Annotated in this window: 20 protein-coding genes; 16 read left to right on the top strand and 4 right to left on the bottom strand. The window is 43.4% G+C overall.

The genetic code is table 11. The features are described 5' to 3' along the window. Positions 1-110: 110 nt before the first annotated feature. The 10 genes from IGI88_RS12985 (at position 111) to IGI88_RS13030 (ending at position 10,970) form a co-directional block, all read left to right on the top strand. The gene (locus tag IGI88_RS12985; protein WP_008378954.1) at positions 111-731 is read left to right on the top strand and encodes a DUF624 domain-containing protein; all 621 of its coding nucleotides are present in this window, start codon (positions 111-113) and stop codon (positions 729-731) included. Continuing rightward, positions 724-2,472, top strand: coding sequence for a sensor histidine kinase (locus IGI88_RS12990; RefSeq protein WP_429960615.1), 1,749 nt, complete (start codon positions 724-726; stop codon positions 2,470-2,472). Before IGI88_RS12985 ends, IGI88_RS12990 begins: the two co-directional genes overlap by 8 nt. Further along, positions 2,465-3,949 carry a response regulator transcription factor gene (locus tag IGI88_RS12995; protein WP_005234772.1) on the top strand — a complete coding sequence of 495 codons (1,485 nt, stop codon included), beginning with the start codon at positions 2,465-2,467 and terminating at the stop codon, positions 3,947-3,949. Before IGI88_RS12990 ends, IGI88_RS12995 begins: the two co-directional genes overlap by 8 nt. A gap of 107 nt (positions 3,950-4,056) precedes the next feature. Next, a complete protein-coding gene (locus IGI88_RS13000) occupies positions 4,057-4,656 on the top strand; it encodes a YczE/YyaS/YitT family protein (RefSeq protein ID WP_005234774.1) in 600 nt (199 codons plus the stop codon). Positions 4,657-4,844: 188 nt separating this feature from the next. Next, the gene (locus IGI88_RS13005) at positions 4,845-6,065 is read left to right on the top strand and encodes an MFS transporter (RefSeq protein ID WP_429960616.1); all 1,221 of its coding nucleotides are present in this window, start codon (positions 4,845-4,847) and stop codon (positions 6,063-6,065) included. A 123-nt stretch (positions 6,066-6,188) separates the two neighbouring features. Next, positions 6,189-7,520 (top strand): APC family permease, encoded by a 1,332-nt coding sequence (locus IGI88_RS13010; protein WP_429960617.1) that lies wholly within the window; start codon positions 6,189-6,191, stop codon positions 7,518-7,520. After that, entirely contained in the window at positions 7,517-8,476 is a 960-nt protein-coding gene (locus tag IGI88_RS13015; RefSeq protein ID WP_429960618.1) for a D-2-hydroxyacid dehydrogenase, read from the top strand. Before IGI88_RS13010 ends, IGI88_RS13015 begins: the two co-directional genes overlap by 4 nt. Before the next feature lie 165 nt (positions 8,477-8,641). After that, positions 8,642-9,673, top strand: coding sequence for a YibE/F family protein (locus IGI88_RS13020; protein ID WP_429960619.1), 1,032 nt, complete (start codon positions 8,642-8,644; stop codon positions 9,671-9,673). Then, entirely contained in the window at positions 9,670-10,431 is a 762-nt protein-coding gene (locus IGI88_RS13025; protein ID WP_429960620.1) for a YibE/F family protein, read from the top strand. Before IGI88_RS13020 ends, IGI88_RS13025 begins: the two co-directional genes overlap by 4 nt. A 17-nt stretch (positions 10,432-10,448) precedes the next feature. Next, on the top strand, positions 10,449-10,970 hold the full coding sequence (locus IGI88_RS13030; protein ID WP_429960621.1) for a GNAT family N-acetyltransferase: 522 nt from the start codon (positions 10,449-10,451) through the stop codon (positions 10,968-10,970). 82 nt (positions 10,971-11,052) lie between these two features. On the opposite strand, the gene IGI88_RS13035 is transcribed toward IGI88_RS13030, so the two are convergent. Continuing rightward, positions 11,053-12,051, bottom strand: a complete 999-nt coding sequence (locus IGI88_RS13035; RefSeq protein ID WP_008378943.1) for a LacI family DNA-binding transcriptional regulator — start codon at positions 12,049-12,051, stop codon at positions 11,053-11,055. Positions 12,052-12,305: 254 nt separating this feature from the next. Between IGI88_RS13035 and IGI88_RS13040 the strand changes: the two genes are divergently transcribed. From IGI88_RS13040 to IGI88_RS13055, 4 genes are all read left to right on the top strand, one after another. After that, positions 12,306-13,577: an extracellular solute-binding protein gene (locus tag IGI88_RS13040; RefSeq protein WP_016613571.1), complete on the top strand. Its 1,272-nt coding sequence runs from the start codon at positions 12,306-12,308 to the stop codon at positions 13,575-13,577. Between the two features lie 139 nt (positions 13,578-13,716). Next, positions 13,717-14,952: a carbohydrate ABC transporter permease gene (locus IGI88_RS13045; RefSeq protein ID WP_429960852.1), complete on the top strand. Its 1,236-nt coding sequence runs from the start codon at positions 13,717-13,719 to the stop codon at positions 14,950-14,952. A gap of 1 nt (position 14,953) precedes the next feature. Continuing rightward, positions 14,954-15,808, top strand: a complete 855-nt coding sequence (locus IGI88_RS13050; protein ID WP_429960622.1) for a sugar ABC transporter permease — start codon at positions 14,954-14,956, stop codon at positions 15,806-15,808. A gap of 9 nt (positions 15,809-15,817) precedes the next feature. Beyond that, positions 15,818-17,875, top strand: a complete 2,058-nt coding sequence (locus IGI88_RS13055) for a beta-galactosidase (protein WP_429960623.1) — start codon at positions 15,818-15,820, stop codon at positions 17,873-17,875. Positions 17,876-17,966: 91 nt separating this feature from the next. Here IGI88_RS13055 and IGI88_RS13060 read toward each other — a convergent pair whose 3' ends face one another. Further along, positions 17,967-19,481 (bottom strand): flavocytochrome c, encoded by a 1,515-nt coding sequence (locus IGI88_RS13060; RefSeq protein ID WP_429960624.1) that lies wholly within the window; start codon positions 19,479-19,481, stop codon positions 17,967-17,969. 572 nt (positions 19,482-20,053) lie between these two features. Between IGI88_RS13060 and IGI88_RS13065 the strand changes: the two genes are divergently transcribed. After that, positions 20,054-20,776: a metal ABC transporter ATP-binding protein gene (locus tag IGI88_RS13065; protein WP_005234801.1), complete on the top strand. Its 723-nt coding sequence runs from the start codon at positions 20,054-20,056 to the stop codon at positions 20,774-20,776. Position 20,777: 1 nt separating this feature from the next. Next, complete coding sequence (locus IGI88_RS13070; protein ID WP_008378930.1) at positions 20,778-22,535, top strand: metal ABC transporter permease subunit; 1,758 nt, start codon at positions 20,778-20,780, stop codon at positions 22,533-22,535. 27 nt (positions 22,536-22,562) lie between these two features. On the opposite strand, the gene IGI88_RS13075 is transcribed toward IGI88_RS13070, so the two are convergent. Both IGI88_RS13075 and IGI88_RS13080 read right to left on the bottom strand, forming a co-directional pair. After that, positions 22,563-22,736, bottom strand: coding sequence for a hypothetical protein (locus IGI88_RS13075; RefSeq protein WP_005234804.1), 174 nt, complete (start codon positions 22,734-22,736; stop codon positions 22,563-22,565). Positions 22,737-22,870: 134 nt separating this feature from the next. Continuing rightward, the gene (locus IGI88_RS13080) at positions 22,871-23,731 is read right to left on the bottom strand and encodes a metallophosphoesterase (RefSeq protein ID WP_005234806.1); all 861 of its coding nucleotides are present in this window, start codon (positions 23,729-23,731) and stop codon (positions 22,871-22,873) included. Between the last annotated feature and the right edge of the window lie 18 nt (positions 23,732-23,749).

The raw sequence follows: 23,749 nt of genomic DNA on the forward strand, positions 1-23,749 counted from the left end.
CATGTTGCATCTAAAACGTACATAGCATTAAAAGATTCTCAGGTAGCTTGAGTAGGAAGCTGGAATCATGCTACATTTTCGGTAGGGAACAAATAAGGGAGGAATTTTAAATGGAAGAAACAGCAAATAGCGGGTTGGTCAAGGGCTTTCGCTTGATTTGGGCGATCGTGAAGTTGAATTTGTTTTTTGTCGTATTGACGCTTGCCGGTGGGGGAATCTTAGGGATTGGTCCAGCGTTTCATACCATCAGTGCTTTGATCCACGAAGATGGACTAAATTATGAGAATCAAAGTTTTCGTAGCGCATGGCGCATTTGGCGCAACGTCTTTGTCAAGGCCAATAAGCAGTTTTATCTGTTCTTCCTACTGACAGGGTTCTTAGTGTATAACCTGTATTTAGCTACCCAGATCCAAGGCTTGATTTGGTTGATGATCTCTTTTGTTTTAGTTGTTGTCAGTGGATTGAGTGTTTTACTGTACCTGTTAAGTGTGGTTTTTGACACGTCTTATGAGATATCCTTGTGGAATAACCTGAAATTGTCCTTTGTGTGTCTGTTTCTTCATATGGCGACCTTTCTAAAATTGCTGGTTGGGATCGCTAGTATTCTAGTTTTTACTTGGATGATGAAAGGGCTCTTGCTCTTTGGAACATTCAGCTTACTGATTTTATGGTGCCATGTGGCGATCAGTCAGGAAAAAAACGTCATTGATCGGGATTTGGCACATGACTAAGTGGCGTTTTCGTTTGTTCAAACATGATTTTTTGATCAATCAGTTGATGCAGCTGTACAGTGTACTCTTGGTGATCATCTCCATCATTATTATGTTGGTCCTGACCGCTTATACCGGAGCGGATCGTTTTACTACGAGTGAACGTTTAGTGGAGAGCACAAGCTTGCAGCTGGATGCTTACGTGCAAGATCAAAATACCGTTGTTTCAACGGTACTTGGCGAATTTACTAGTTCAGATACCGCCTTTGAATCATTACGCAACTATTTGCAGCTTTCATTGCCAGATTATTTTTCCTATAGTAATGATATTTTTCGCCAGACGGGACAAAGTGTTTACTTGCCCAATATTCTCTATCGTTTGATTCGTAATCATCCTAGTATCGAAGAGATCATCATTCAATTGGATGAAAGCAATGAGACATTAGTGGCAACGCCGGATACACCTTATGGAGAAAAACACAGCGGCAAACAGATTGATTTAAAAAATCGTCTGTTTTTTGTTCGTTCGATCGCCCAACCAAGTAATTATGCCCAGCCCTTAGGACAAGTCTACGTGATCTTTCGTTCAGACGATGTTTTAGCCAATCGACAAGAAGACAACCAAGTTCATGGAATCAACAGTTTTTTGTTTACCTCAAATGGTCAGCGCCTTTACAAGGATGCCACGAACCTCAGCAAGGAAACTTTAGCTAAAATAGATCAGGCGGTTGCTCACGGAACCATTCACGACACTCTTTCGAAAGACTTTTATATCAAAAAACAAACCACTGTCAGCGGAGAAGTGTCCCTGGTTTTGTTGTCAAAAAGGGTGATCTGGCGTGATATTTTTTCTAGTGCCATCTGGATCTTTAGTTTCGGGATCGGGATTCTCTTATTAGTCCTATGGGTGCTTCATCGCACCTTTAAGCGCTATACATCGCAAGTACAGCAGATCGTCTATGCGACGAAAGAAGTCAGCCAAGGGAATTTTGACAAACGGATCGATACCGCCAATGTCCAACAAGAGCTGAAAGAAATCGCAGAAGCCATCAATCAAATGACCTACAGTATCAACGAGTACATCAAAGATATTTACACGCTAGAGATCAAACAACGGGATGCCGACATGCGGGCATTGCAAGCCCAGATCAATCCGCATTTTCTCTATAACACCTTAGAATACATTCGAATGTATGCCTTGAGCCGCAACCAAGAAGAGCTGGCAGATGTCGTCTATGCCTTTTCGGCACTGCTACGGAACAATACGACGCAAGAAAAGACGAAGACCTTAAAAGAAGAAATCGATTTTTGTGAAAAATATGTCTACTTGTTTCAGATGCGCTACCCAGATAAGATCGCCTATCATGTAACTATCGATCCGACATTAGAACAGTTGGAATTGCCGAAGTTCACGCTGCAGCCGCTTGTCGAAAACTATTTTGTTCACGGTATCGATTATCAGCGCAATGATAACGCCATCAGTATCAAAGCTTATAAAGAAGCCGATCAGATCGTGATTGAAGTCAAAGACAATGGCAAAGGCGCAGATCCGCAGCAGTTAGCGATGATTCATGAAGAACTGCAAAATCAGGAGATCGGAGCCCAAACCTCGATCGGGATCAAAAATGTTCACGAACGGTTGCGGGGAATGTTCAACGGCGCCTATCAAATGGATGTTACGTCTCAAGCAGCCGCTGGGTTTACGGTCAAGATCCGTCTAGATGAAAACAGTTTGCAAAGGGGGCATGAGGCAGATGTATAAAGCAATGTTCGTTGACGATGAATACATGATCTTGCAAGGGCTGCAGATGATCTTGCCTTGGCAAGAGCTGGGCTTTGAGGTGGTGCATACAGCGAAAAGTGCTAGTGAGGCTCTCGAGTATCTACAAGAACATTCCGTTGATTTGCTGATCACGGATATTCGGATGCCAGAAATGAACGGCATCGATATGATCCGCCAAGCGCAAGCGTTTGGGAATCGATTCTTCTCGATCATTCTCTCAGGCTATCAAGAGTTTGCCTTTGTCAAACAAGGCATGGCGTTAGGTGTGCGTAATTATCTGGTCAAACCTGTTAACAAAGAAGAACTGCGTAGCAGTGTTCAAGCAATTGCAGCTGAGTTAGAGGAGCAGCAAAAACTGTTGGCAGAAAAAGAACTTTATCAAGAATCAAGCCTGTTGCTTTGGTTGAATGATGAATTGAACGAAAGCGAGTACCTCCATTTGCTGGCGCAACAGCGGGTGCCGCTAGCAGCACCCTTTACCGTTTTGCAGTTCAATGGGACTGCCGAGATCTTACAAAAAATCACGACGTTTTTTCAGCAAAACGATCAGCCATTGATCTTACCAGGACGATTAGATGAAAACCAAGTGATCATTACCGCAGCCGGACCAAGACAGCAAATCAACGCTGACCTAAAAGCACTGGCACAGCAGCTTGATAGTAAAGACTGGCAGTTGATCATGAGCGAAACCATCAACGAGTGGGAGAATTTGTATAAAGCCTATGAAAAAATCAAACAGGTTCAGTCACTGCAAGCCTTCTACCCAGATCTGTTCTTACAAGAACAGACGATCCACGTGGATATATTAGAGCGAAACGAAGAACTCCCGTTTCTATCTTTTAACAAAGCACTGACCATCGGGGATGTTAAAACGATCCAACATGAGTTGGATAAAATGTTCGCTATTTTGGAACAAACCCAAGCAGACCCTGAGCATGTTCGTTATGTTTCTTTTTTATTGTTCAATGATATTTATCGGCAACTGCCGGTGCTTTCCCAAGAAAACCATGAGCAGATTTTAGCACGAATCCGCGAGTCCAATACATTGGCAGATTTGCGGCAACTCTTTGATGATGTGCTGGAATTGGCTAAATCACAACCGCCGCAAAAACGTTATTCAGAGATCGTTCAAAAGACGATCCAGCTGATTGAAGAAGGTTATACCCATGATTTGACGGTCAAATCAGCGGCAGAAGAACTGCACGTTAGTGTTGTTTATTTGGGGCAGCTCTTTAAGAAAGAAACGGAAATGAGCTTTAATCAGTATGTCAATCTGGTGCGCATCAAGCAAGCCCAACAGCTGCTGCTTCATTCGAAAGCCACGATCAGTGAGATCGGGGATCGCATTGGTTACAACAATACTAACTATTTTTCCAAAATGTTTAAGAAATTGAATGGTTTGACCCCCAAAGAGTTTCGCGATACCTATGAACAGCATTATGAATCCCTTGATTGAATTTAGATTTCTTCAAAAAAAATCCGGTTTTTGTGATTAAATGATAGTAATTGTGACGCTTTCACGGTAAACTAAGAGAGGAAAAATAAAGAAGAGAGCGTGATGTTGTGAAAGAAACCAAAAAATTTGCACAAGTTTTGATAGGTACCGGGCTGATTGCGTTAGCCATATCCTTATTGATCACTGCCCATCAAGGATATGATACGATCAGTACGTTTTTGTTAGGAATTTTGAATTTTATCGATGTCCCTTTTTGGATAGCCAGTTTGTGTTTTAACATTGTTGTTTTGTTGATCGTTGCAGTCTTTGATCGTGCCGAATTAGGCATTGGCAGTTTTATCAACGGGATCGGCTTAGGCTTGTTGATTGGGATCTTTGAACCAGTGATGGACAAAGTATCAATTCATTTGCCTTTCTACCCATGGATCGCTATTTTCGCTGCACCGATCTTATTTGGCATCGGCGCCGGCATTTACGTTTCTTCCAACAAAGGGTCGGCCGCACTTGAAGCCTTGACTGCCTTGATCTACAAACGAAGCAAATTGACCCAAAAAACGATCCGTATCGGATTGGATGCTGCGATGGTCTTGATCGGTTTTGCGTTAGGCGCCAGTGTGGGGTTAGGTACTCTCTTGTGTATCGTCTTTATTGGCCCAATCTTTGAAGCCACCATGAAAACCATCGCTGCCCGGAGGAAAAACGCCTAGCCTTGAGAATAAGTCGGAAAAAGCTGTCTGTGAGGGCAGCTTTTTTGCTGCTTCTATTTAAGGAAATCATCTGAAGAAAGAGGAATCCTGATTTCCTTAAGATTCTCTGGGTAAAAAAAGTGTTTTCTCCATGGTTCCCGACTGATTGGACTTGGTATACTGATAAGACGAGCAAAGGAGAAGTGAAAATGAAAAGTTATCGTTCGACGATTGCGGCTTGCTTTGTAGGGTACATCGTTCAAGCCGTGATCAATAATTTTGCCCCCTTATTATTTTTGACCTTTCAAAGCCAATACCAGCTACCAATCAGCCAGATAACTTTGTTGGTCAGTTTTAACTTTTTGACTCAGTTAGCCGTCGATTTTGCAGCAATCTTTTTTGTAGACCGTATCGGCTATCGTATTTCGATCGTAGCGGCGCATTTTTTTGCAGCGATCGGCTTGATTGGTCTAGCCGTTTTTCCCTTATGGTTTCCGACCCCGTTTAGCGGATTGTTAGCAGCGGTTTTGTTGTATGCCATTGGCGGTGGCTTGCTGGAAGTCTTAGTCAGTCCCATCGTTGAAGCCTGTCCAACGGAACATAAGGAAAAAACGATGAGCATGCTGCACTCGTTTTATTGCTGGGGGTACGTGGGGGTCGTTTTGTTCTCAACGGCGTTCTTCATGGTGTTCGGTATTCAACAGTGGCCGATTTTAGCGATCGTCTGGGCGCTGATCCCGTTGGTCAGTTTGTTTTTCTTTACCAAAGTCCCGTTGGCGCCAATCGTTGCCGAAGGAGAACGAGGGTTGACCACTCGGCAGCTCTTTTCCTTGAAAAGCTTTTGGCTGTTTCTGGTGATGATGGTCTGTGCTGGAGCCAGCGAACAAGCAGTCAGCCAATGGGCATCGACCTTTGCTGAACAGGGCTTAGGTGTTAGTAAGACACTAGGCGATTTGGCAGGACCGATGGTTTTTGCCTTGATGATGGGGATCTCCCGCTTGCTTTACGGCAAATTTGGAGAACGAATCGATTTGAAACGCTTTATGTTTTTGAGTGTTTTGCTTTGCCTACTGGCGTATATGATGATCGGCTTTGCTTCATTGCCATTGATCGGGTTCCTTGGCTGCGGCTTAAGCGGTTTTGCCGTAGGGATCATGTGGCCGGGGGTCTTTAGTCTTTCTGCGCAATACATTCGCAACGGCGGGACGGCGCTATTTGCTTATTTGGCATTAGCGGGAGATCTAGGATGTTCAATCGGACCCGCTGTCGTCGGTAGCATCGTCGAATGGACGGGACAACAGCTGCAGGTTGGGATTTTAGGTGCGATCATTTTCCCGATCATCTTGCTGGCAGGAATTTATTTGGTTCAACAAATGCACAAAAAACGACAGCTTCCGTTGCTGGTTTTTCAAGAATCCACAAAAGAATAAAAAAATTTTGGAGCAAATGCCGTCTTTTCATGGTATTTGCTTTTTGTTTTCTGAAATTCCTCTAGTCAAGATAGTTTCTATCCGCTATACTTTGACTTATTCATTTAAAAAGGAAGTGATGTTGTGAAAAGTCAATTGAAAAAAGAAATCAGTTTTTTTGGGGCATTATCGACAGTAATGGGAACGGTGATTGGCGCCGGCGTGTTTTTCAAAGCAGCGGCTGTGGTCCAGCAGACCCAATCGACTGGATTGACCTTGTTGGTTTGGCTACTTGCCGGCTTTCTAACGATTTGCGGCGGCTTGACCGTGGCAGAGTTAGCGACGGCGATTCCTGAGACCGGCGGACCTATTCGATATATCGAAAGAATTTATGGGAAATTACCCTCCTTTTTATTAGGCTGGGCACAAAGTATCATTTACTTTCCAGCGAACGTGGCGGCTTTAAGTATTATTTTCGCAACACAATGTTTGAACTTATTTCATCTACCTAGCAATTATTTGCTTCCTTTATCGATTTTGACCGGAACGAGTGTGACCTTGATTAATCTTTTGGGAACAAAAGCTGCAGCTCAAGTCCAGTCCGTCACCTTAGCAGTCAAGCTGATTCCGATTGCGGTGATTATCGTGGCTGGCCTGATGACACCAGGGCAAGTATCGGTCTCATTGGTGGATTTTTCTTCCAATACTCAAGGCTCCCTTGCAGCTGGTATCAGTAGTGCCCTCTTAGCAACCCTTTTTGCTTATGATGGCTGGATGGGGGTCGGCAATGTCGCTGGAGAAATGAAGCGACCCGAAAAAGATTTGCCAAAAGCCATCATCTTTGGGTTGAGTTTTGTTACCTTGGTGTATGTGTTGATCAATGTTGCCTTTTTAAAAACATTGCCGATCGATCAAATCGCTGGTAATTTGAACAGTGCCTCAGAAACTGCGATGGCCTTGTTCGGCAGTTTTGGCGGAAAATTGGTCACGATCGGTATCTTGATCTCTGTGTATGGCGCATTGAACGGCTATACAATGACTGGCTTGCGGGTCCCATATGCGATGGCGTTGGAAGATGAGATTCCTTTCAGCAAGACCTTTGCGACCTTAAGTAAAACCACTAATGCACCCTATGCGGCGGCCTTTTTACAATTAGGGATCGCTTGTATCATGATGCTTTTAGGCACCTTTGATCTTTTGACCGATATGCTGGTTTTTGTTATGTGGTTCTTTAGTGTATTATTGTTTGTAGGAGTTTTTCGTTTGCGAAAAACAGAACCGCAGATGAAGCGTCCGTATAAAGTTCCCTTCTATCCAATCATTCCCTTGATTGCGATTTTAGGTGGCTGTTTTATCTTGATCATGACCTTGATCAATGACACGTGGTTAGCAGTCGTGGGAATCGGCGTGACGTTACTAGGAATTCCCGTTTTTTATGGAAAAGCAAAAGGAAAAGCGAGAGGGGCGAAAGAATGAAGATCGTTGTACTTGATGGCTATGCGTTGAATCCAGGGGATTTGGCTTGGCAAGGGTTTGAAGAATTAGGAGAGGTGACGGTATATGATCGTACCTCATATACAGATAAACAAGAAATAATTGATCGAATCGGTGATGCCGAAGCGATTTTGACAAATAAAACACCGATCACCGCTGATGTGCTCAAAGCATGTCCGCAATTGACCTACATTGGGGTCTTAGCAACTGGATACAATGTCGTTGATTTGGCAGCAGCGAAGGAACAAGGAATCACCGTGACCAATATTCCTAGCTACAGTACCAATGCAGTGGCACAAGCGACCTTTGCTTTGCTGCTGGAAGTGACGAACCAAGTGGGACACCATAATCGTTCCGTGCATCAGGGTGACTGGCAAACCAGCAAAGATTTTTCTTATTGGCAGACGCCATTGATGGAATTGGCAGGCAAAACGATTGGGCTGATTGGATATGGTGCGATCGCTCAAGCAGTTGCCACGATCGCACATGCGTTTCAATTGAAAGTAATCTACTTTAATCATCGACCAAAACCAGCACAAGCTGCTTGGGCAAAACAAGTGTCGTTGGCGGAACTGTATCAAGAAGCAGATATCATTAGCCTTCATGTTCCACAGTTTCCTGAGACAGAAAAAATGGTCGATCGCACAGCATTGGCACAAATGAAACCTTCTGCGATCCTGATCAATACCTCGCGTGGCGGCTTGATCGATGAAGCGGCAGTTGCTGAAGCGCTGCAAACTGGGCAGATCGCAGCCTTGGCGGCAGATGTCGTCTCGAAAGAACCGATTGCAGCGGACAATCCCTTGTTGCAAGCACCAAATTGCTATTTGACGCCGCATATCGCTTGGGCGCCCGTCGAAACCCGACGTCGTTTGATGGGGATCGCTGTGGCGAACTTAAGCGGCTTTAAAGCAGGGACGCCACAAAACGTCGTGTAAGCAAAACGAGCAAAAGGACTTTGACAAAGCAGGCGACTAGCAAAGCAGTTAGTCTCGCCAACACAGTAACCATTTCGACCAGTCAGCCAGCTTCACAAGGTGATTGGTCGTAGGACTGGTGGTTTGTCTAAGTTCTTTTTTTGCTGAAAAAGAAAGGAGACGGTCTTGAAAAAGTATTATTATCTAGCGGCCTTTGTTAGCTTGGTTGTCTTGAGCTGGCTGATCCAAACCCAAAGCAGCCGCTTTTATGCACAGCCGATCATAGAAGTACAAACGGTTCAAGTCACCGCCGACCAGCAGCAGATTCAAGGGATCCTTCTTAACGGAGAAGAAGCTGGGGTACTGCGGACAGTCATTACAGAATACACGCCCAACGGTGCGATTCATCCGTTGTATCAGACCGGACAACAGCTGCTTTTGCAAAAAGAAGGGGATGGCTGGCAGGTACAAGCACAAAAACGGGATGGGTATCTCTTTTTCTTCCTTGCCTTATTCCTGATGGCAGTAGTCGCAATTGGTGGCAAAAAGGGCTTACGGGCTTTGCTTAGTATCTTTGTGAATACTGGCTTGCTGCTACTCTTTCTTTGGTTTCACAAAGGCAACAGCTCCTTTTCATTGGTCTTTTTGATGATCGTTTTTACGATCGTCTCGTTGGTTTTGACGATGGGGATTTCCTATGGCTTTCGTACGATCGACAGCCGCAAAATCATTGCCTCGTTAGCCAGCGTCCTCTTGGCGTTTTTTCTCTGTCGGTTCGCCATGGATCTTTTGCAAGATCATGGGTTGCGCTATGAAGAAATGTCGTTTCTGACCCGTCCGTATCGCAGTGTCTATCTAGGGAGTCTGCTGATTGGCGCGATTGGTGCCAGCATGGACAATATCGTCATGCTGATTGCCAGTCTAGATGAGATCCAGCGCATCAATCCCCAGACTAGCCGCAAGGAACGATTAGCGATCGGTCGGTCCATCGCGCAAGATACGACTTCTTCGATGATCAATGTCTTGTTGTTTGCTTATTTAAGTGGGAGTATGCCAGCGCTATTGTTTTACCTAGCAAATGGCTGGCTGCTGTCGCAAGCATTGCCGATGCATCTTTCTTTAGAAATAGTGCGTACAGTATGCGGCGGCTTTGCGCTGGTTTTATCGGTACCGTTGACGCTTCTTTGCTTTGAACTACAAAGGAGGAAAGCAGGATGAATGTTTTGTTTGTGTTGATCTTGTTTTTTCTCTTGCTGACTTTCGCTGTTTTTCGGATCGAAGGGCTGTTTCAAGTCACTGGTCTGTTTATGAATGTGGCTGTCTTTCTAGCGCTACTGGTCCTGATTGACCGAGGGGCACCGATCATACCAGCGGCTTGTGTTGCCTTTTTAGCCGTGGCGGCGATCACCTTGTTTTTCGTGAACGGCGTCAATCAGAAAACCAAAATTGCCTTTGTCTGTGTGTTGGTCTTTCTAGGGCTTTTTCTACTATTATTTCCTCTTGTGCTCTCTGCAATGAATCTTCATGGGTTTTCGGCAGAGGAACTCGATGAGTTGGCGATGTATTCCTTTGATGTAGCCATCGATTTTAAGACATTGATGACTGCGATCATTTTGATGAGTTTTTCGGGGGCGGTGGCAGATGGGAGTATGGCGATCAGCACTGCGACCTATGAACTTTTTCAAGCAAACCCGCAAGTCTCAATCAAGGCATTAAGTAAAAGTAGTATGACCGTGGTATCAGACGTATTGTCTTCAACGATCAATACCTTATTGTTTGCCTTTATGGGAAGTAATCTGGCGTTGATTGCGTGGTTTCAAGATTTGTCGATCTCCTTTGGTGAAATGCTCAATTCGAAGGCGTTCGTCTCAGAATTGGTCGTTTGTTTGATCACGGGTCTGGCAGCGGTGATTATTTTACCCATCACCGCATGGGCAGCAAGTTGGTATTTTTTGAAAAGAAACCGAATGGAATAGAAGGGAGCGCAACAACTATGGAACCACTAATTGAAACCGAGCGATTATTGTTGCGAGAAATGAGTCATGACGATCGACCAGCGATTGAAAAGATTTTGCAAGATCCAGAAGTTATGATTGCCTATGAAGGACCCTTCAGTGAGCAAGAAGTCACTGGTTGGATCGACAAACAGCTGCAACACTATCAAAACGATCACATTGGCTTGTGGCTAGTGATTGAGAAAGCATCCGGGCAAGCGATCGGTCAATGCGGGTTGACATGGCAAGACGTCAAGGGAGAAGCCGTTTTAGAAATTGGGTACTTGTTTCAAAAGAACTTCTGGCATCATGGGTTTGCCACAGAAGCCGCCCAGGCCTGTAAAGACTATGCGTTTGCAACGCTGAATGCCGATATTGTTTATTCGATCATTCGTGAGTCCAATCAAGCCTCCATAAATGTGGCATTGCGCAATGGAATGAAGCTGGTGGATCGCTTTGTTAAACACTATCGACAAGTGGACATGCCGCATCTTGTGTATGCTGTGGCGAAAGAGATGTGAAAAACGAAAGAATGCTTTTTTCGATTTAGACAATGAAACGCCCCTAGAAAGTTAGCTTTTCCTAACTTTCTAGGGGCGTTTTTTAAGCTTGCGTAAAGCTTTTTCGCTCGATGAGTTCAGCCCCTAAAAGGACTGTTTTGGTTATCGCTCGAGGATGAACGATCTGATCCACCAGCAAATCGATCGCGGTTTTGGCGATTTCCTCCACATCGATGTTAAACGTTGTTAGTGGGGGAGCCACAAATTTTGCGATCTCATTGTCATTGATACTGATTAATTCCAAGCGATCAGGAATGATGATAGATCGTTCATTTAACGCTTGGAGCACACCAACTGCGACGGTGTCAGAAGCCACAAAGAGCGCCTCTGGCAAATTGTCACCAAGGGATTCCACCATTTTTTTCGCCAAACGATAGCCGGTTTCAACGGAAAAATTGCCACCAGTAAACAGGAACGCCTCATCGAACGCATCTCGACGAGCCAGCGTTTGACGGAAGATGATCTCGCGACTATCCATTTCTGCACGTTGAGTATCAGGGTTTAGATAAGCGCCACCAATAAAGCCGATCTTACGGTATCCTTTTGTTAAAAACAGATCGATCGCCAGTTGCGTCATTCGATCAGTATCGGGTTTGACCGTATCGAACAGCTCTGGACAGGGGTTGATTTCCAAAAGGACACCATAGGGGCAAACGGATTTGAACTGCTGCGTTTCTTTCTCAGTGAAAGAGCCAATCCCAATAAACCCCGCGACCTCTTGCAATGTTTCTAAAACATCATCTTCATGGGTGATCAGTTGAATTTCCAAATTGTTGATTTTCGCATATTTTTCTAAAGAGATTCGCAATTGTCGAAAATAGACATCTTGAAGCTCTTCTTGTTCTGTCAGCCAGAAAAGGACGGCGATTTTTTCTAGTGTTGTTTTTATTTTTGAGCGATCATAACCTAGTGATAAAGCGGTATGAATAATTTTTTGACGCGTATCGGCTGCGATCGACAACGATTCGTCGCCTTTCAATAATCGGGAAACAGTCGCTTGTGAAAAGCCTGATTGCTCGGCAATTTTTTTTATTGTAACCAATCTTCTTCACCTCTTTCTTCTAGTATACGCTAACAACTTTACCAAGTAAATGAATTTACTAAATATATTTACTGAATAGTGAAATTTCAGAGCGTGGAGGTGTTTCAAAAAAATGTTTGTTTGAAAAACCTTGATTTAACCCGTTTGTTTACTCTGTTAAAGAAATTAATTTAGTAAAACTATTTACATATTAAGTAAAATAATTTATTATAAACAAGAAGATAGCGTTTGCAAAATAAAGAAAAGGTGGAGAAATGATGATGAAAAAAATGTCTCGAGTTCTTTTTTTAAGTGTAGCAGCTTTAGGATTAGGTGCTTGCGGTCCACAAAGTGAAGGGACAGATAGTACTGCAGCAAATAGTGGCAGCGATAAGGACTATGATCTATTGGTCTGGGAAGACCAAGCAAAATCAGCTGGGATTGAAGAGGCAGTCAAACAATTTGAAGAAGAACACGATGTGACGATCAAAGTGGTCGAAAAAGCCTATGGTGGACAGATTGAAGATTTACGATTGGATGGACCCGCTGGTACAGGTGCGGATGTCATCACAATTCCTGGTGATCAAATCGGTACAGCAGTTACCGAAGGGTTGTTGAAAGAATTAACAGTCGATCAAACGCTACAAGATCTGTATACGGAATCAGCAATGCAATCGCAAATCGTTGATGGCAAAGTTTACGGCTTACCAAAAGCGGTTGAAACACAAATTTTGTATTATAACAAAGAGCTAATTTCCGAAGAAGACTTGCCACAGACAACGGATGAGTGGCTAGAGTATTCTAAATCTGTTTTAGGTGCTGACAGTTATGGGTTACTGGCATTATGGGATCAAATTTATTACGCACAAGGTGTATTGAGCGGTTATGGCGGTTATGTTTTTGGCGAGAATGCCGATGGATCCTATGACCCTGAAGATATTGGATTAGCTAATGAAGGTGCGATCGAAGGAGCGGACTATATCCAACAGTTTTATGATGCAGGTGTTTTTCCATCCGGATTGGTCGGTGAACAAGGAATCAATGTGTTGGACTCTTTATTTACGGAAGGAAAAGCTGCAGCTGTCGTCTCGGGACCATGGAACTTGTCTCCTTATAAAGAAGCGGGCATCGACTATGGTGTGAAAGAATTGCCATTATTAGGGAATGGTGAACATATGGGCTCCTTTATCGGTGTCAAAAGCTACAACGTAAGTAGCTATTCCCAAAACCCTGAATTAGCTGAAGCGTTCGTGAAATTTATCAGCAATGAGGAGAATTCAAAAGTCCGTTATGAAAAAACACAAGAAGTACCAGCGGTTGCTTCTTTGGCAGATGATCCAGCAGTTCAAGAAAGTGAAAGTGCTGCAGCCATCGCCGCTCAGTCCCAACACGCAGAACTAACACCAGGGATCACTGAAATGAATTCAGTATGGGAACCAATGGATGCCGCATTGCAAACCATTGCTACTGGAAAGGCTGAACCGAAAACAGCTCTACCACAGGCAGTCGATCAGATCAAATCAGCCATTGCAGCAATTCAAAACTAAAAAGTCGTTACGAGGACAAACGTTTCGGATGGTGATTCAGCACTAGGAATCAAGTAATGCCGAACGAAACGTTTGTCAGCGGCTTTTTCTTACAGGGGGCGAAAATGTGAAAAACACGCAGTCGTATGCAAAACGAGCAATGCTATTCTCGATAATACCAGGATTCGGTCAATTTTATAATCGGCAAAAAATCAAAGGCGCTTTATTTTTCTTCTTTTTTGCTATGTATCTTGTCGTCTTTAAAGATTTATTTAATATGGGACTTTGGGGCATCGTGACATTAGGCGTGGAAGTGCCGAGAGACAATTCCATCTTTTTATTAGCAGAAGGATTAGTTGCCTTGATCGTCATCGGTTTTGGTCTGTTGTTCTATTATTTAAACATCCGTGATGCCTATAAAAACGGCGAATTAAGAGACAATGAGCTACCAGTCAACTCTATCCGTGAAAGCTACCAGGCACTATTAAGAGAAGGCTATCCTTATTTAATGAGTAGCCCAGCATTTTTCTTACTCGTGTTTTCTGTTATTTTTCCGATTCTCTTTAGTATCGCGTTAGCTTTTACGAACTATGATCTGTATCATTCTGCACCTGCCAATTTAGCAGATTGGGTGGGATTAGAGACCTTTAAGAAGATTTTTACTGTCGATATTTGGCGTAGTACCTTCTTCAATGTTCTAGGCTGGACAGTTATCTGGACCTTGATCGCCTCAACGTTACAAGTTTCTATCGGAATATTTTTAGCGGTGCTGGTGCATCAAAAAGAACTACGATTCAAAAAGTTCTTTCGAACGATTTTGATCCTCCCATGGGCAGTTCCGGGATTTGTTACGATCTTGGTATTTTCAGGAATGTTCAATGATTCCTTTGGTGCGATCAATAATACGATTTTGAATTTCTTCCAGATTTCACCGATTCCTTGGCTAACGAGTGCGAATTGGACCCGTTTAGCTTTGTTACTGATTCAAGGCTGGCTAGGCTTTCCGTATATTTTTATCGTGACTACAGGGACGCTGCAATCCATTCCTGATGATTTGTATGAGGCGGCGACCATCGATGGTGCTTCAGCTATGCAAAAATTCCGACGAATCACATTGCCATTACTGCTTTATGCAATGGCACCAATTTTGATTACGCAATATACGTTTAACTTCAACAATTTCAATATCATTTATCTGTTTAATTCTGGTGGGCCGGCAGTTCCTGGTTCGACCGCTGGTGGTACCGATATTTTGGTTTCATGGATCTATAAGCTCACGATGCAAAATAGTCAATATGCACTAGCAGCAGCATTGTCGATTCTCTTATCGATCGTCGTGATCGCGATTGCTTTATGGCAATTCCGTCGAACAAATTCATTCAAGGAGGTTGGATAACATGAAGGCAGCAAGTATGAAAAAACAAAAATTTGTCCGCCTATCCTTGACATATCTCGTACTGATTTTTACGGTAGTGGTGATCGTCTACCCTTTACTATGGACGATCGGTGCTAGTTTTAATCCTGGGAACAGTTTAATAAGTACGAGTCTGATTCCGACGAGTCCGACATTAAGTCACTACACGAAATTGTTTGCTGGCGACAATTCGTTATATTATAGTCAATGGTATTTGAATTCATTGAAAATCAGTGTATGCACTATGTTCCTGTCACTGATCTTTGTCTCCATGACGGCTTATTCCTTTTCACGGTTTCGTTTTACAGGCCGTAAAAATGGATTGATGATGTTCTTACTACTACAAATGATCCCGCAGTTCTCTGCCTTGATCGCAATTTTTGTACTGGCGCAAATGCTCGGCTTGATCAATAGTCATTGGTTGCTGATCTTGATTTACGTTGGGGGTCAGATTCCCATGAACACGTACTTATTGAAAGGATATTTTGACTCGATCCCGTTAGATTTAGACGAGAGTGCCAAGATAGATGGCGCAAGCAATACGCGAATATTCTGGCAAATTTTGATTCCATTATCTCGACCAATGCTGGCAGTGGTTGCCATGAATGGTTTCACCGGACCACTGGGAGACTTTGCCCTGTCTTCAGTGATTTTACGTAATCCTGAGTACTATACATTACCCATCGGGTTATACAAATTAGTCACGGATAAAATGGGTGCCAGCTATACGACTTTTGCGGCAGGGGCCATTTTGATCAGTATTCCGATCGCGCTCGTCTTTATTGCATTACAAAAACATTTTGTCACCGGTTTGACCGCTGGCGGCACAAAAGGATAGGAAGAGAAGATGACAAGATATAACTTAGAAGAACGCTTTTTACATGGTGGGGATTATAATCCTGACCAGTGGCTAAATTATCCCGAGATCTTAGCCAAAGATTTAGAACTAATGGAAAAAGCTCATGCTAATACATTTTCCCTTGGTATTTTTGCTTGGAGTGCCTTAGAGCCAGCAGAAGGGGTGTTTCAATTTGAATGGTTAGACAAAATCATGGATGAGCTTGCCGAACGAAACAGTAACGTCATTTTAGCGACGCCAAGCGGCGCGCGTCCTGCCTGGTTGTCTAAAGCATACCCTGAAGTTCTCCGGACCAATGAAAAACGGGAAAAAATGTTACACGGTGGGCGACACAATCACTGCTTTTCTTCGCCAATCTATCGTGAGAAAGTGGCGATCATCAATCGGAAATTAGCTGAACGCTACCACGATCACCCAGCACTATTGATGTGGCATATTTCCAATGAGTATTCTGGAGATTGTCATTGTCCTATTTGCCAAGAAAACTTTCGTCAGTGGGTCAAGCAGAAGTACCAAACGCTAGCAGCCTTGAATGAGGCCTGGTGGGGACCGTTCTGGAGCCATACCATCACCGATTGGTCGCAAATCGAATCTCCTTCACCGATCGGCGAAATGCAAGTTCATGGACTAAATCTAGACTGGCATCGTTTTGTAACCGATCAGACTATTGATTTCTATGAACATGAGATCAAAGACATTCGTCGTTTGTCTCCAGATGTGCCGATCACAACGAATTTCATGGCAGATACCCGTGATTTGATTCCCTTTTATAGTCTTGATTATGGAAAATTTGCCCAGCATGTGGATGTCATTAGTTGGGACTGTTATCCTGCTTGGCATAATGATTGGGGAACGACAGCCGATTTGGCAAGTAAGGTTGGGTTTATCAATGATCAATATCGTAGCTTGAAAAAGCAACCATTTTTGATCATGGAATCAACCCCTAGTGGTGTGAATTGGCATCCAGTCAATCGCACGAAACGTCCCGGGATGCATCTTTTGTCTTCTATGCAATTTATTGCTCACGGTTCAGACAGTAATCTTTATTTCCAATGGCGGAAATCTCGAGGCTCGTCTGAGAAGTTCCATGGGGCTGTCGTGGACCATGACAACGACGAACAAAATCGTGTTTTTCATGATGTAGTAGAAGTTGGGAAAGCCTTAGAAGAAATCAAAGAAATCAAGGGATTGCACAAAAAAGCCAAAGTGGCGATCATCTATGATTGGGATAACAATTGGGCGCTCAATGATGCGCAAGGTTTTGGTTTAGAGAGCAAACGCTACCCACAAACGTTGCAAGAGCATTACCGCTATTTTTGGGATCATGACATCGCGGTTGATGTCATCACGAAAGACCATGACTTTGATGCTTACCAATTGATCATCGCTCCGATGCTTTACCTCTTAACAAAAGAAACTATGAAAAAATTTCAACAGTATACGAAAAATGGCGGGACACTGGTTTCCACTTATTTGACGGGGATCGTGAATGAAACGGACTTGACCTATTTAGGAGGATGGCCCCAAGAGTTAGAAGAACTGTTTGGTGTGTCTGTGAAAGAAATCGATACGTTATATCCGAAACAAAAAAATATGCTTTTAATGAAGGAACAGCAGTACCGAATTCATGATTATTGTAGTATTGTCCAAACAAACACCGCCCAAACGTTAGGGGTGTACGGTGCAGATTTTTATCAAGGTCAAGCTGCAGTGACCGTAAATGATTATGGTGAAGGAAGTGCCTACTATCTTGGGGGACGGACGGATCAAGCCTTTTTGGAAGACTTCTATCAAGAAGTAACACAACAGCTTCGCTTACAAAATGAGTGGGTCCGCCAAGGTTCAACGAACGTGTCGATTCAAAGTAGAGAAAGTCAGCAAGAGCAGCTCGCTCCGACTACCTATTATTTTGTGATGAATTTTTCCGAAGAAAATCAAGAAGTAGAGGTAGCAACTTCAGGAATCGACTTGCTTACTGGAAAAACGACAAGCCAACTTCTTCAGTTGGCGCCTTATGAGGTGCAGATCATCAAAGTGACAGCATAAGATCAATAAAACTATTGTGTCAATTATATGAGAAAAAAGAAGTACTAACGCTGATGAAAAGCGTTAATACTTCTTTTTTATAGAGAATGGTTTAATTTTCTTGCGCAAATTCGGCAGCTTTTGTTCCTGCTTGGCGTCCGAAGATGATGATATCGGCAACTGCATTTCCGCCAATTCGGTTTTCACCATGCAACCCACCAGTTACTTCTCCGGCTGCAAAGAGACCTGGAATGATCTCGTTATCCGTAGCGATCACTTCTTTGTTCGTGTTGATCTTCACGCCGCCCATCGTGTGGTGGATACCAGGAGCTATGGCGATGGCATAGTAAGGTCCTGTTGACAAATCGTTGTCCATTGCTGTGCTGCGTCCAAAGGCTTCGTCTTCACCAGCAGCCACACTGCTGTTCCAGGTAGCGATCGTTTCAGCAAGCGCTGCTTCTGGCATGTCCAATTCTTTTGCCAATTCTTCGATCGTGTCAGCGGATTTGACTAACCCTTGTTGCTCGTAAAAATCAATGGCTGTTACGCGTTCTTTGACACCTGCATCAAAAACTAACGTTGCCGATTTTTCAGGTAGGGCAATAATCGCTTCAGAGACTTTGTCTCGTGTTTCCATTTCATTGAAGAACCGTTCGCCTTCTTGATTGACCAAGATCGCGCCTTCTCCACGGACAGCTTCAGTGATCAACAGTGATTTAGACTGATCCACTGTTGGGTGGATTTGGATTTGCTCTAAATCAACCGTTTGTCCGCCTAACGCTTCGATCATTTTGATTCCATCACCAGTCGAACCCTCTTGGTTCGTTGTCACGTAGTCTGCCAATTCTGGTTTGTACTCGGTGATCATGTCGAAATTGGCACCGAAACCGCCTGTTGTAACGACAACTGCTTTGGCATCAATGGTTTGTTCGTTTCCTTCTACTTCAACGGTCACCCCGTTGACTTGACCATCTTCTTCATTGATTTCTTTGACATCGGCATTTACAAAAATTGGGATTTCCAATTCATGGATGTTGCGCATCAAGCCATCAACTAAGTATTCCCCAACCGCGGAACCATCAGATGGACGGTGCGTTCTTTTTTCACTCATCCCGCCAGTCGTTGTTAAGTTGTCTAAAGTGATACCCATGGAATCTAACCAATCGATCGCTTCTGCTGAATGATCCACAAAGTAGCGCAACAATTCTTCATCATTGGTGTTGTGACCGCCAGCTAATGTTTCTTCATAGAATAGATCGTTTGAATCTTCAATGCCTTCTGCTTCTTGGAATTTGGTTTCTGAAGCGTTCATTCCTGCAGAAGATTTCAATGTATTCCCACCAGAAATTGGCATTTTTTCTAAAATAACTGGGTTTGCGCCAGCTTCCTTTGCTTGGATCGCAGCGGCCATTCCAGCGCCACCCGCACCGACAATCACGACATCGTAGCTGTCTGCAAGTTCGCTAGGGTCTGTGTATTCTTGACCAGATGCAGCTGAAGTTGCATCTGTTTCTTCATTAGCAGATGAACCAGTACTTGTGCTGCTGCTTGTTTGTGAATCAGCGCCACAAGCACTCAAAGTTGCTAACGAGGTTAGGACTAATAGTGTTTGGAAAATTTTCTTCATTGTTTTTATTCCTCCTAAAACTTTTTCCAAATCAAAGACTAACATAGTTGTCATGTTATTTTTAGGTTTTGTTCGAAAAATCACATAATAATTAGAAAAGTTTAATTTATAAAGCGTTTTAGTCGAGATGAAAGGGTTTCTTGGTCATCATAAAAAAGAGTAGATTCGTGAATTTGTGGAAATAGAAGAATTACTGATTCTTTGATTTGTTTGGTATTAATCATGAAGGGAGTATGAAATGAGATTTGATTTTTCTCTTTTCTGTTATTGAAAAAAAGTACGTCACTGAGGTGCCGAGGAACGATCTCTTTTATTGAAAATAAATTAAACGCTTTGCGATCAAAAGATAGAAAGAAATTAGTGGAATCAGTATTTGTGGTCGCCAATTTTTATTCAATAAATAGAGATAGAATCTTGGGTTTCAAGAACCATTGCCAAAAAATTGCGGTGTTTCTTAAAAAAATCAAGAGAACTGTCTTGCAAAACCAATCCTTTCTTGTATAATAAAAATAAGTTAGGTCTACCTAAAAAATAAATAAACTATCCTTAACTATGGAAATGGAGTGAAAATAATGATTACTTTTTCAGAAATATCCGCAGCCTATGATGGCAATCATCAAGTGATCTCGGATTTGTCGTTTCAAGTAGAGAAACCAGCGATCGTAGGGATCATCGGACCAAATGGGGCAGGGAAGTCGACGCTGATCAAAGCGGCGTTGAAGTTGATCCCTTCCAGTGGGAACATGAGTGTCAACAAAAAAGCGTTAAAAGACTTTCAAAAGGAAATTGCCTATGTCGAACAAAAGACTGCGGTTGATTACACGTTTCCGATCACAGTCAAAGAAGTCGTATCTTTAGGCTTGTATCCTAAGATGCGCATGTTCCAAAGAATGTCGGCCAACGATTGGCAGAAAGTGACAGCCGCTCTGGCAGCGGTAGAAATGGAATCCTTTGCGGAGCGTCAGATTGGGGAATTGTCCGGTGGGCAGTTTCAGCGGGTCTTGATTGCTCGAACGTTGGTGCAAGATGCTAACTATATCTTCCTCGATGAGCCCTTTGTAGGGATCGATGCCACCAGTGAAGCGATCATCGTCGGCCTGTTGCGTAACTTGCGAGATGCCGGAAAGACGATTTTTATCGTTCATCATGATCTGGGGAAAATCACCGAATACTTTGATTACTTGGTTTTTCTCAATCAAACCCTGATCGCTGCGGGACCAGTCAGTGAAGTCTTTACCGAAAGCAATTTGAAGCAAACATTTGGTGATGCGATCATCGTGAAAGGAGGCGTTTAACATGTTGACAAGCTTTTTTACGAGTTTAAGTAACTATCATTTCTTACAAAATGCCTTGATCACGGCAGTCGCGATCGGGATCGTCGCAGGGGTGATTGGTTGTTTTATCATCTTACGAGGGATGTCCTTGATGGGGGATGCAATCTCTCATGCGGTCTTACCAGGGGTAGCCTTGTCTTATATCTTCGGCGTTCACTTTTTTGTCGGGGCAATCTTCTTTGGGATTTTAGCCTCCATGATCATTACCTATATCGCCAATAACAGCCTGATCAAAAGCGATACGGCGATCGGTATCACCTTTAGTTCGTTTCTAGCTTTAGGGGTTATCTTAATTGGGGTAGCAAACAGTTCGACTGATTTGTTTCACATTTTGTTTGGGAATGTGCTAGCGGTGCAAGATAGCGACAAATGGCTGACGATCGCTATCGCTATCCTTGTGCTGGCAGTGATCATCCTCTTCTTCCGTCCACTGCTGATCACTTCTTTTGATCCGATGATGGCAAAGGCTTTTGGGATGAAAGTGCAAGCCTATCACTACTTATTGATGTTCTTATTAACTTTGGTTTCAGTGACAGCGATGCAAAGCGTCGGAACGATCTTGATCGTGGCTTTATTAGTCACTCCAGCAGCAACGGCTTATTTATATACAAAACAATTGAAGCATATGATGATCATCGCAGGGGTTTTAGGTGGTCTCGCCTCATTTATCGGCTTGTTTATCGGGTACAGCTTTAATATTGCCGCAGGATCAAGTATCGTTTTGACCGCAGGAGCCTTTTTCGTGATCGGTTTCTTGTTCTCACCAAAACAAAAGACCAGTCCAGTCAAGCGCTGGTCAGCGACAGCGGTTTTAGCAACGGCAGCTGTAGCCGGTGGCTTCTTTTTGGCACAGCAAAACGGACAGATGGCCCAAACAGAAGGGAAACTTTCAGTAGTAGCGACCAATTCGATCATTGCTGATATTACGGAAAACATTGCCGGTGATCGAATCGATCTTCACAGTATCGTACCAGTGGGGCGTGATCCCCATGAATATGAACCTTTAGTGGAAGATGTTCGAAAAGCGACCGATGCTGATCTTATCCTTTACAACGGCTTGAATCTAGAAACTGGCGGCAATGGCTGGTTTACCAAATTGATGAACAATGCCAATAAGGTAGAAAATGAAGATTACTTTGCCGTCAGTGATGGCGTGGATGTGCTTTATTTATCTGATGATGAAGACCACAGCAAAGCCGATCCTCATGCATGGTTAAATCTAGAAAACGGCATGATCTATGCCCGTAACATCGCTCAACGCCTGAGTGAAAAGGACCCTGACAATCGCTCTTTCTATGAAGAAAACCTTGAACGCTACTTGGCTTCATTAGAAGAACTGGATCAGCAAGCGAAGGAAAACTTCCAATCGATTCCTGAAGAGAAGAAATTGATCGTCACCAGTGAGGGAGCCTTCAAATACTTCTCTAAAGCCTATGGTGTACCGTCTGCCTATATTTGGGAAATCAATACCGAAGAAGAAGGTACCCCTGCGCAAATCAAAAACTTAGTGGATCAGCTGCAAAACTCAGCCGTCGCTTCCTTGTTTGTCGAAAGCAGCGTCAATACTCGTCCAATGCAAAGTGTTTCTCGTGATGCGGGCATTCCGATTTTCGGAACCGTCTTTACCGATTCGATTGCAGAACCGGGAGAAGAAGGCGACAGCTACTATAACATGATGAAGTGGAATCTCGAGACGATTTATCAAGGCTTGAATCAATAATACAAAAACATCCTTAGCTCGTTCTGGCTAAGGATGTTTTTTCGTCGTATTTTTGTGCTGGAGAAAAGCAAAGAGATAAAATCCGCAGCCCATCAAGGCAGCAAGAAATGCGATGACAGGAAAGTACAACCCCTGACCGTAAACATAGGCTGTATAAGCAAAGAAGGCGATCAAAAACCAGAGTGTTCCTGAGATGACCATTTTTTGGTTCCTCCTAATTGTTTAAAAGTATTTATTTGGTATATTTTAACACGGTAGGGGCAAAAAGAAAATCAGCGAATCGAACGTTTGCTGAAACGATTTGCTGATTTTTTCCCAATTACAACGATGAACAGTTAAGAAACGTTCAATTGCTGTTGCGGTTCTAAATGGTAATAAAGGATCTCTGGCGGGACGCCGAGTCGGGCGGGAATCTTGGTCATACCGACCCCACTGGAAACACTCAATAAGGTCTCATTTCCTAAAAGGTAGAGCCCATCGGTATATTTCAACGCGCCCTTTGTTTTCGCATAATAAAAAGGCAAGCGAATCTGCCCGCCATGGCTATGGCCAGAAAGAATCAAGTCGTAGTTTGGCAGATTGGTGATCCGAGAAACATAATCGGGTTCATGGAGCAAAAGCAGCTGCCATTCTGCTAAGGTTGCTTCATAGGTAAAACTGACTTTCGGACTTTCTATATCGATACCGACAATATTCATCGACGTCTTGTCATCAGAACCAAAAACCGACTCATTATCAAGTAAGGTAAACCCTGCATGCTGGTATATTTCCTTAACAAAGTAATGACCGTCATTCAAATGGTCATGGTTCCCCATAACTGCGATCTTACCCAGAGGCGCTTGCAATTTTTTCAGCTTTTCGATCAGTCGCTTGGTTGAACGATGCGGCCATTTTTTATAATTATCGATCAGATCCCCCGTGATGATGATCAGATCCGGCTTGTTTTGGATCGTTGATCGAATGATGCGATTCATTCGTCTTGGTTTAAACCAACGAGAAAAATGGAGATCACTGATATGGGCAATCACGATATTGCTTTCTGCTTGGTAAAGGTCATAAGCTTTTGAAATATCTAAGACGGTGCGCTTGTCTTTTTTTATGAGATAATGCCGTTGTTTGAGAAGATGCGGTTCAATAATAAAGGAGTAAACTAGCAAGCCCGTAAGGAGGAATGCAATAAGAATGAGGGTGTACATGGCGTGGCTCCTTTTTTG

The sequence above is a fragment of the Enterococcus sp. AZ179 genome (assembly GCF_050498885.1).
GTDB lineage: Bacteria > Bacillota > Bacilli > Lactobacillales > Enterococcaceae > Enterococcus_D > Enterococcus_D entomosocium.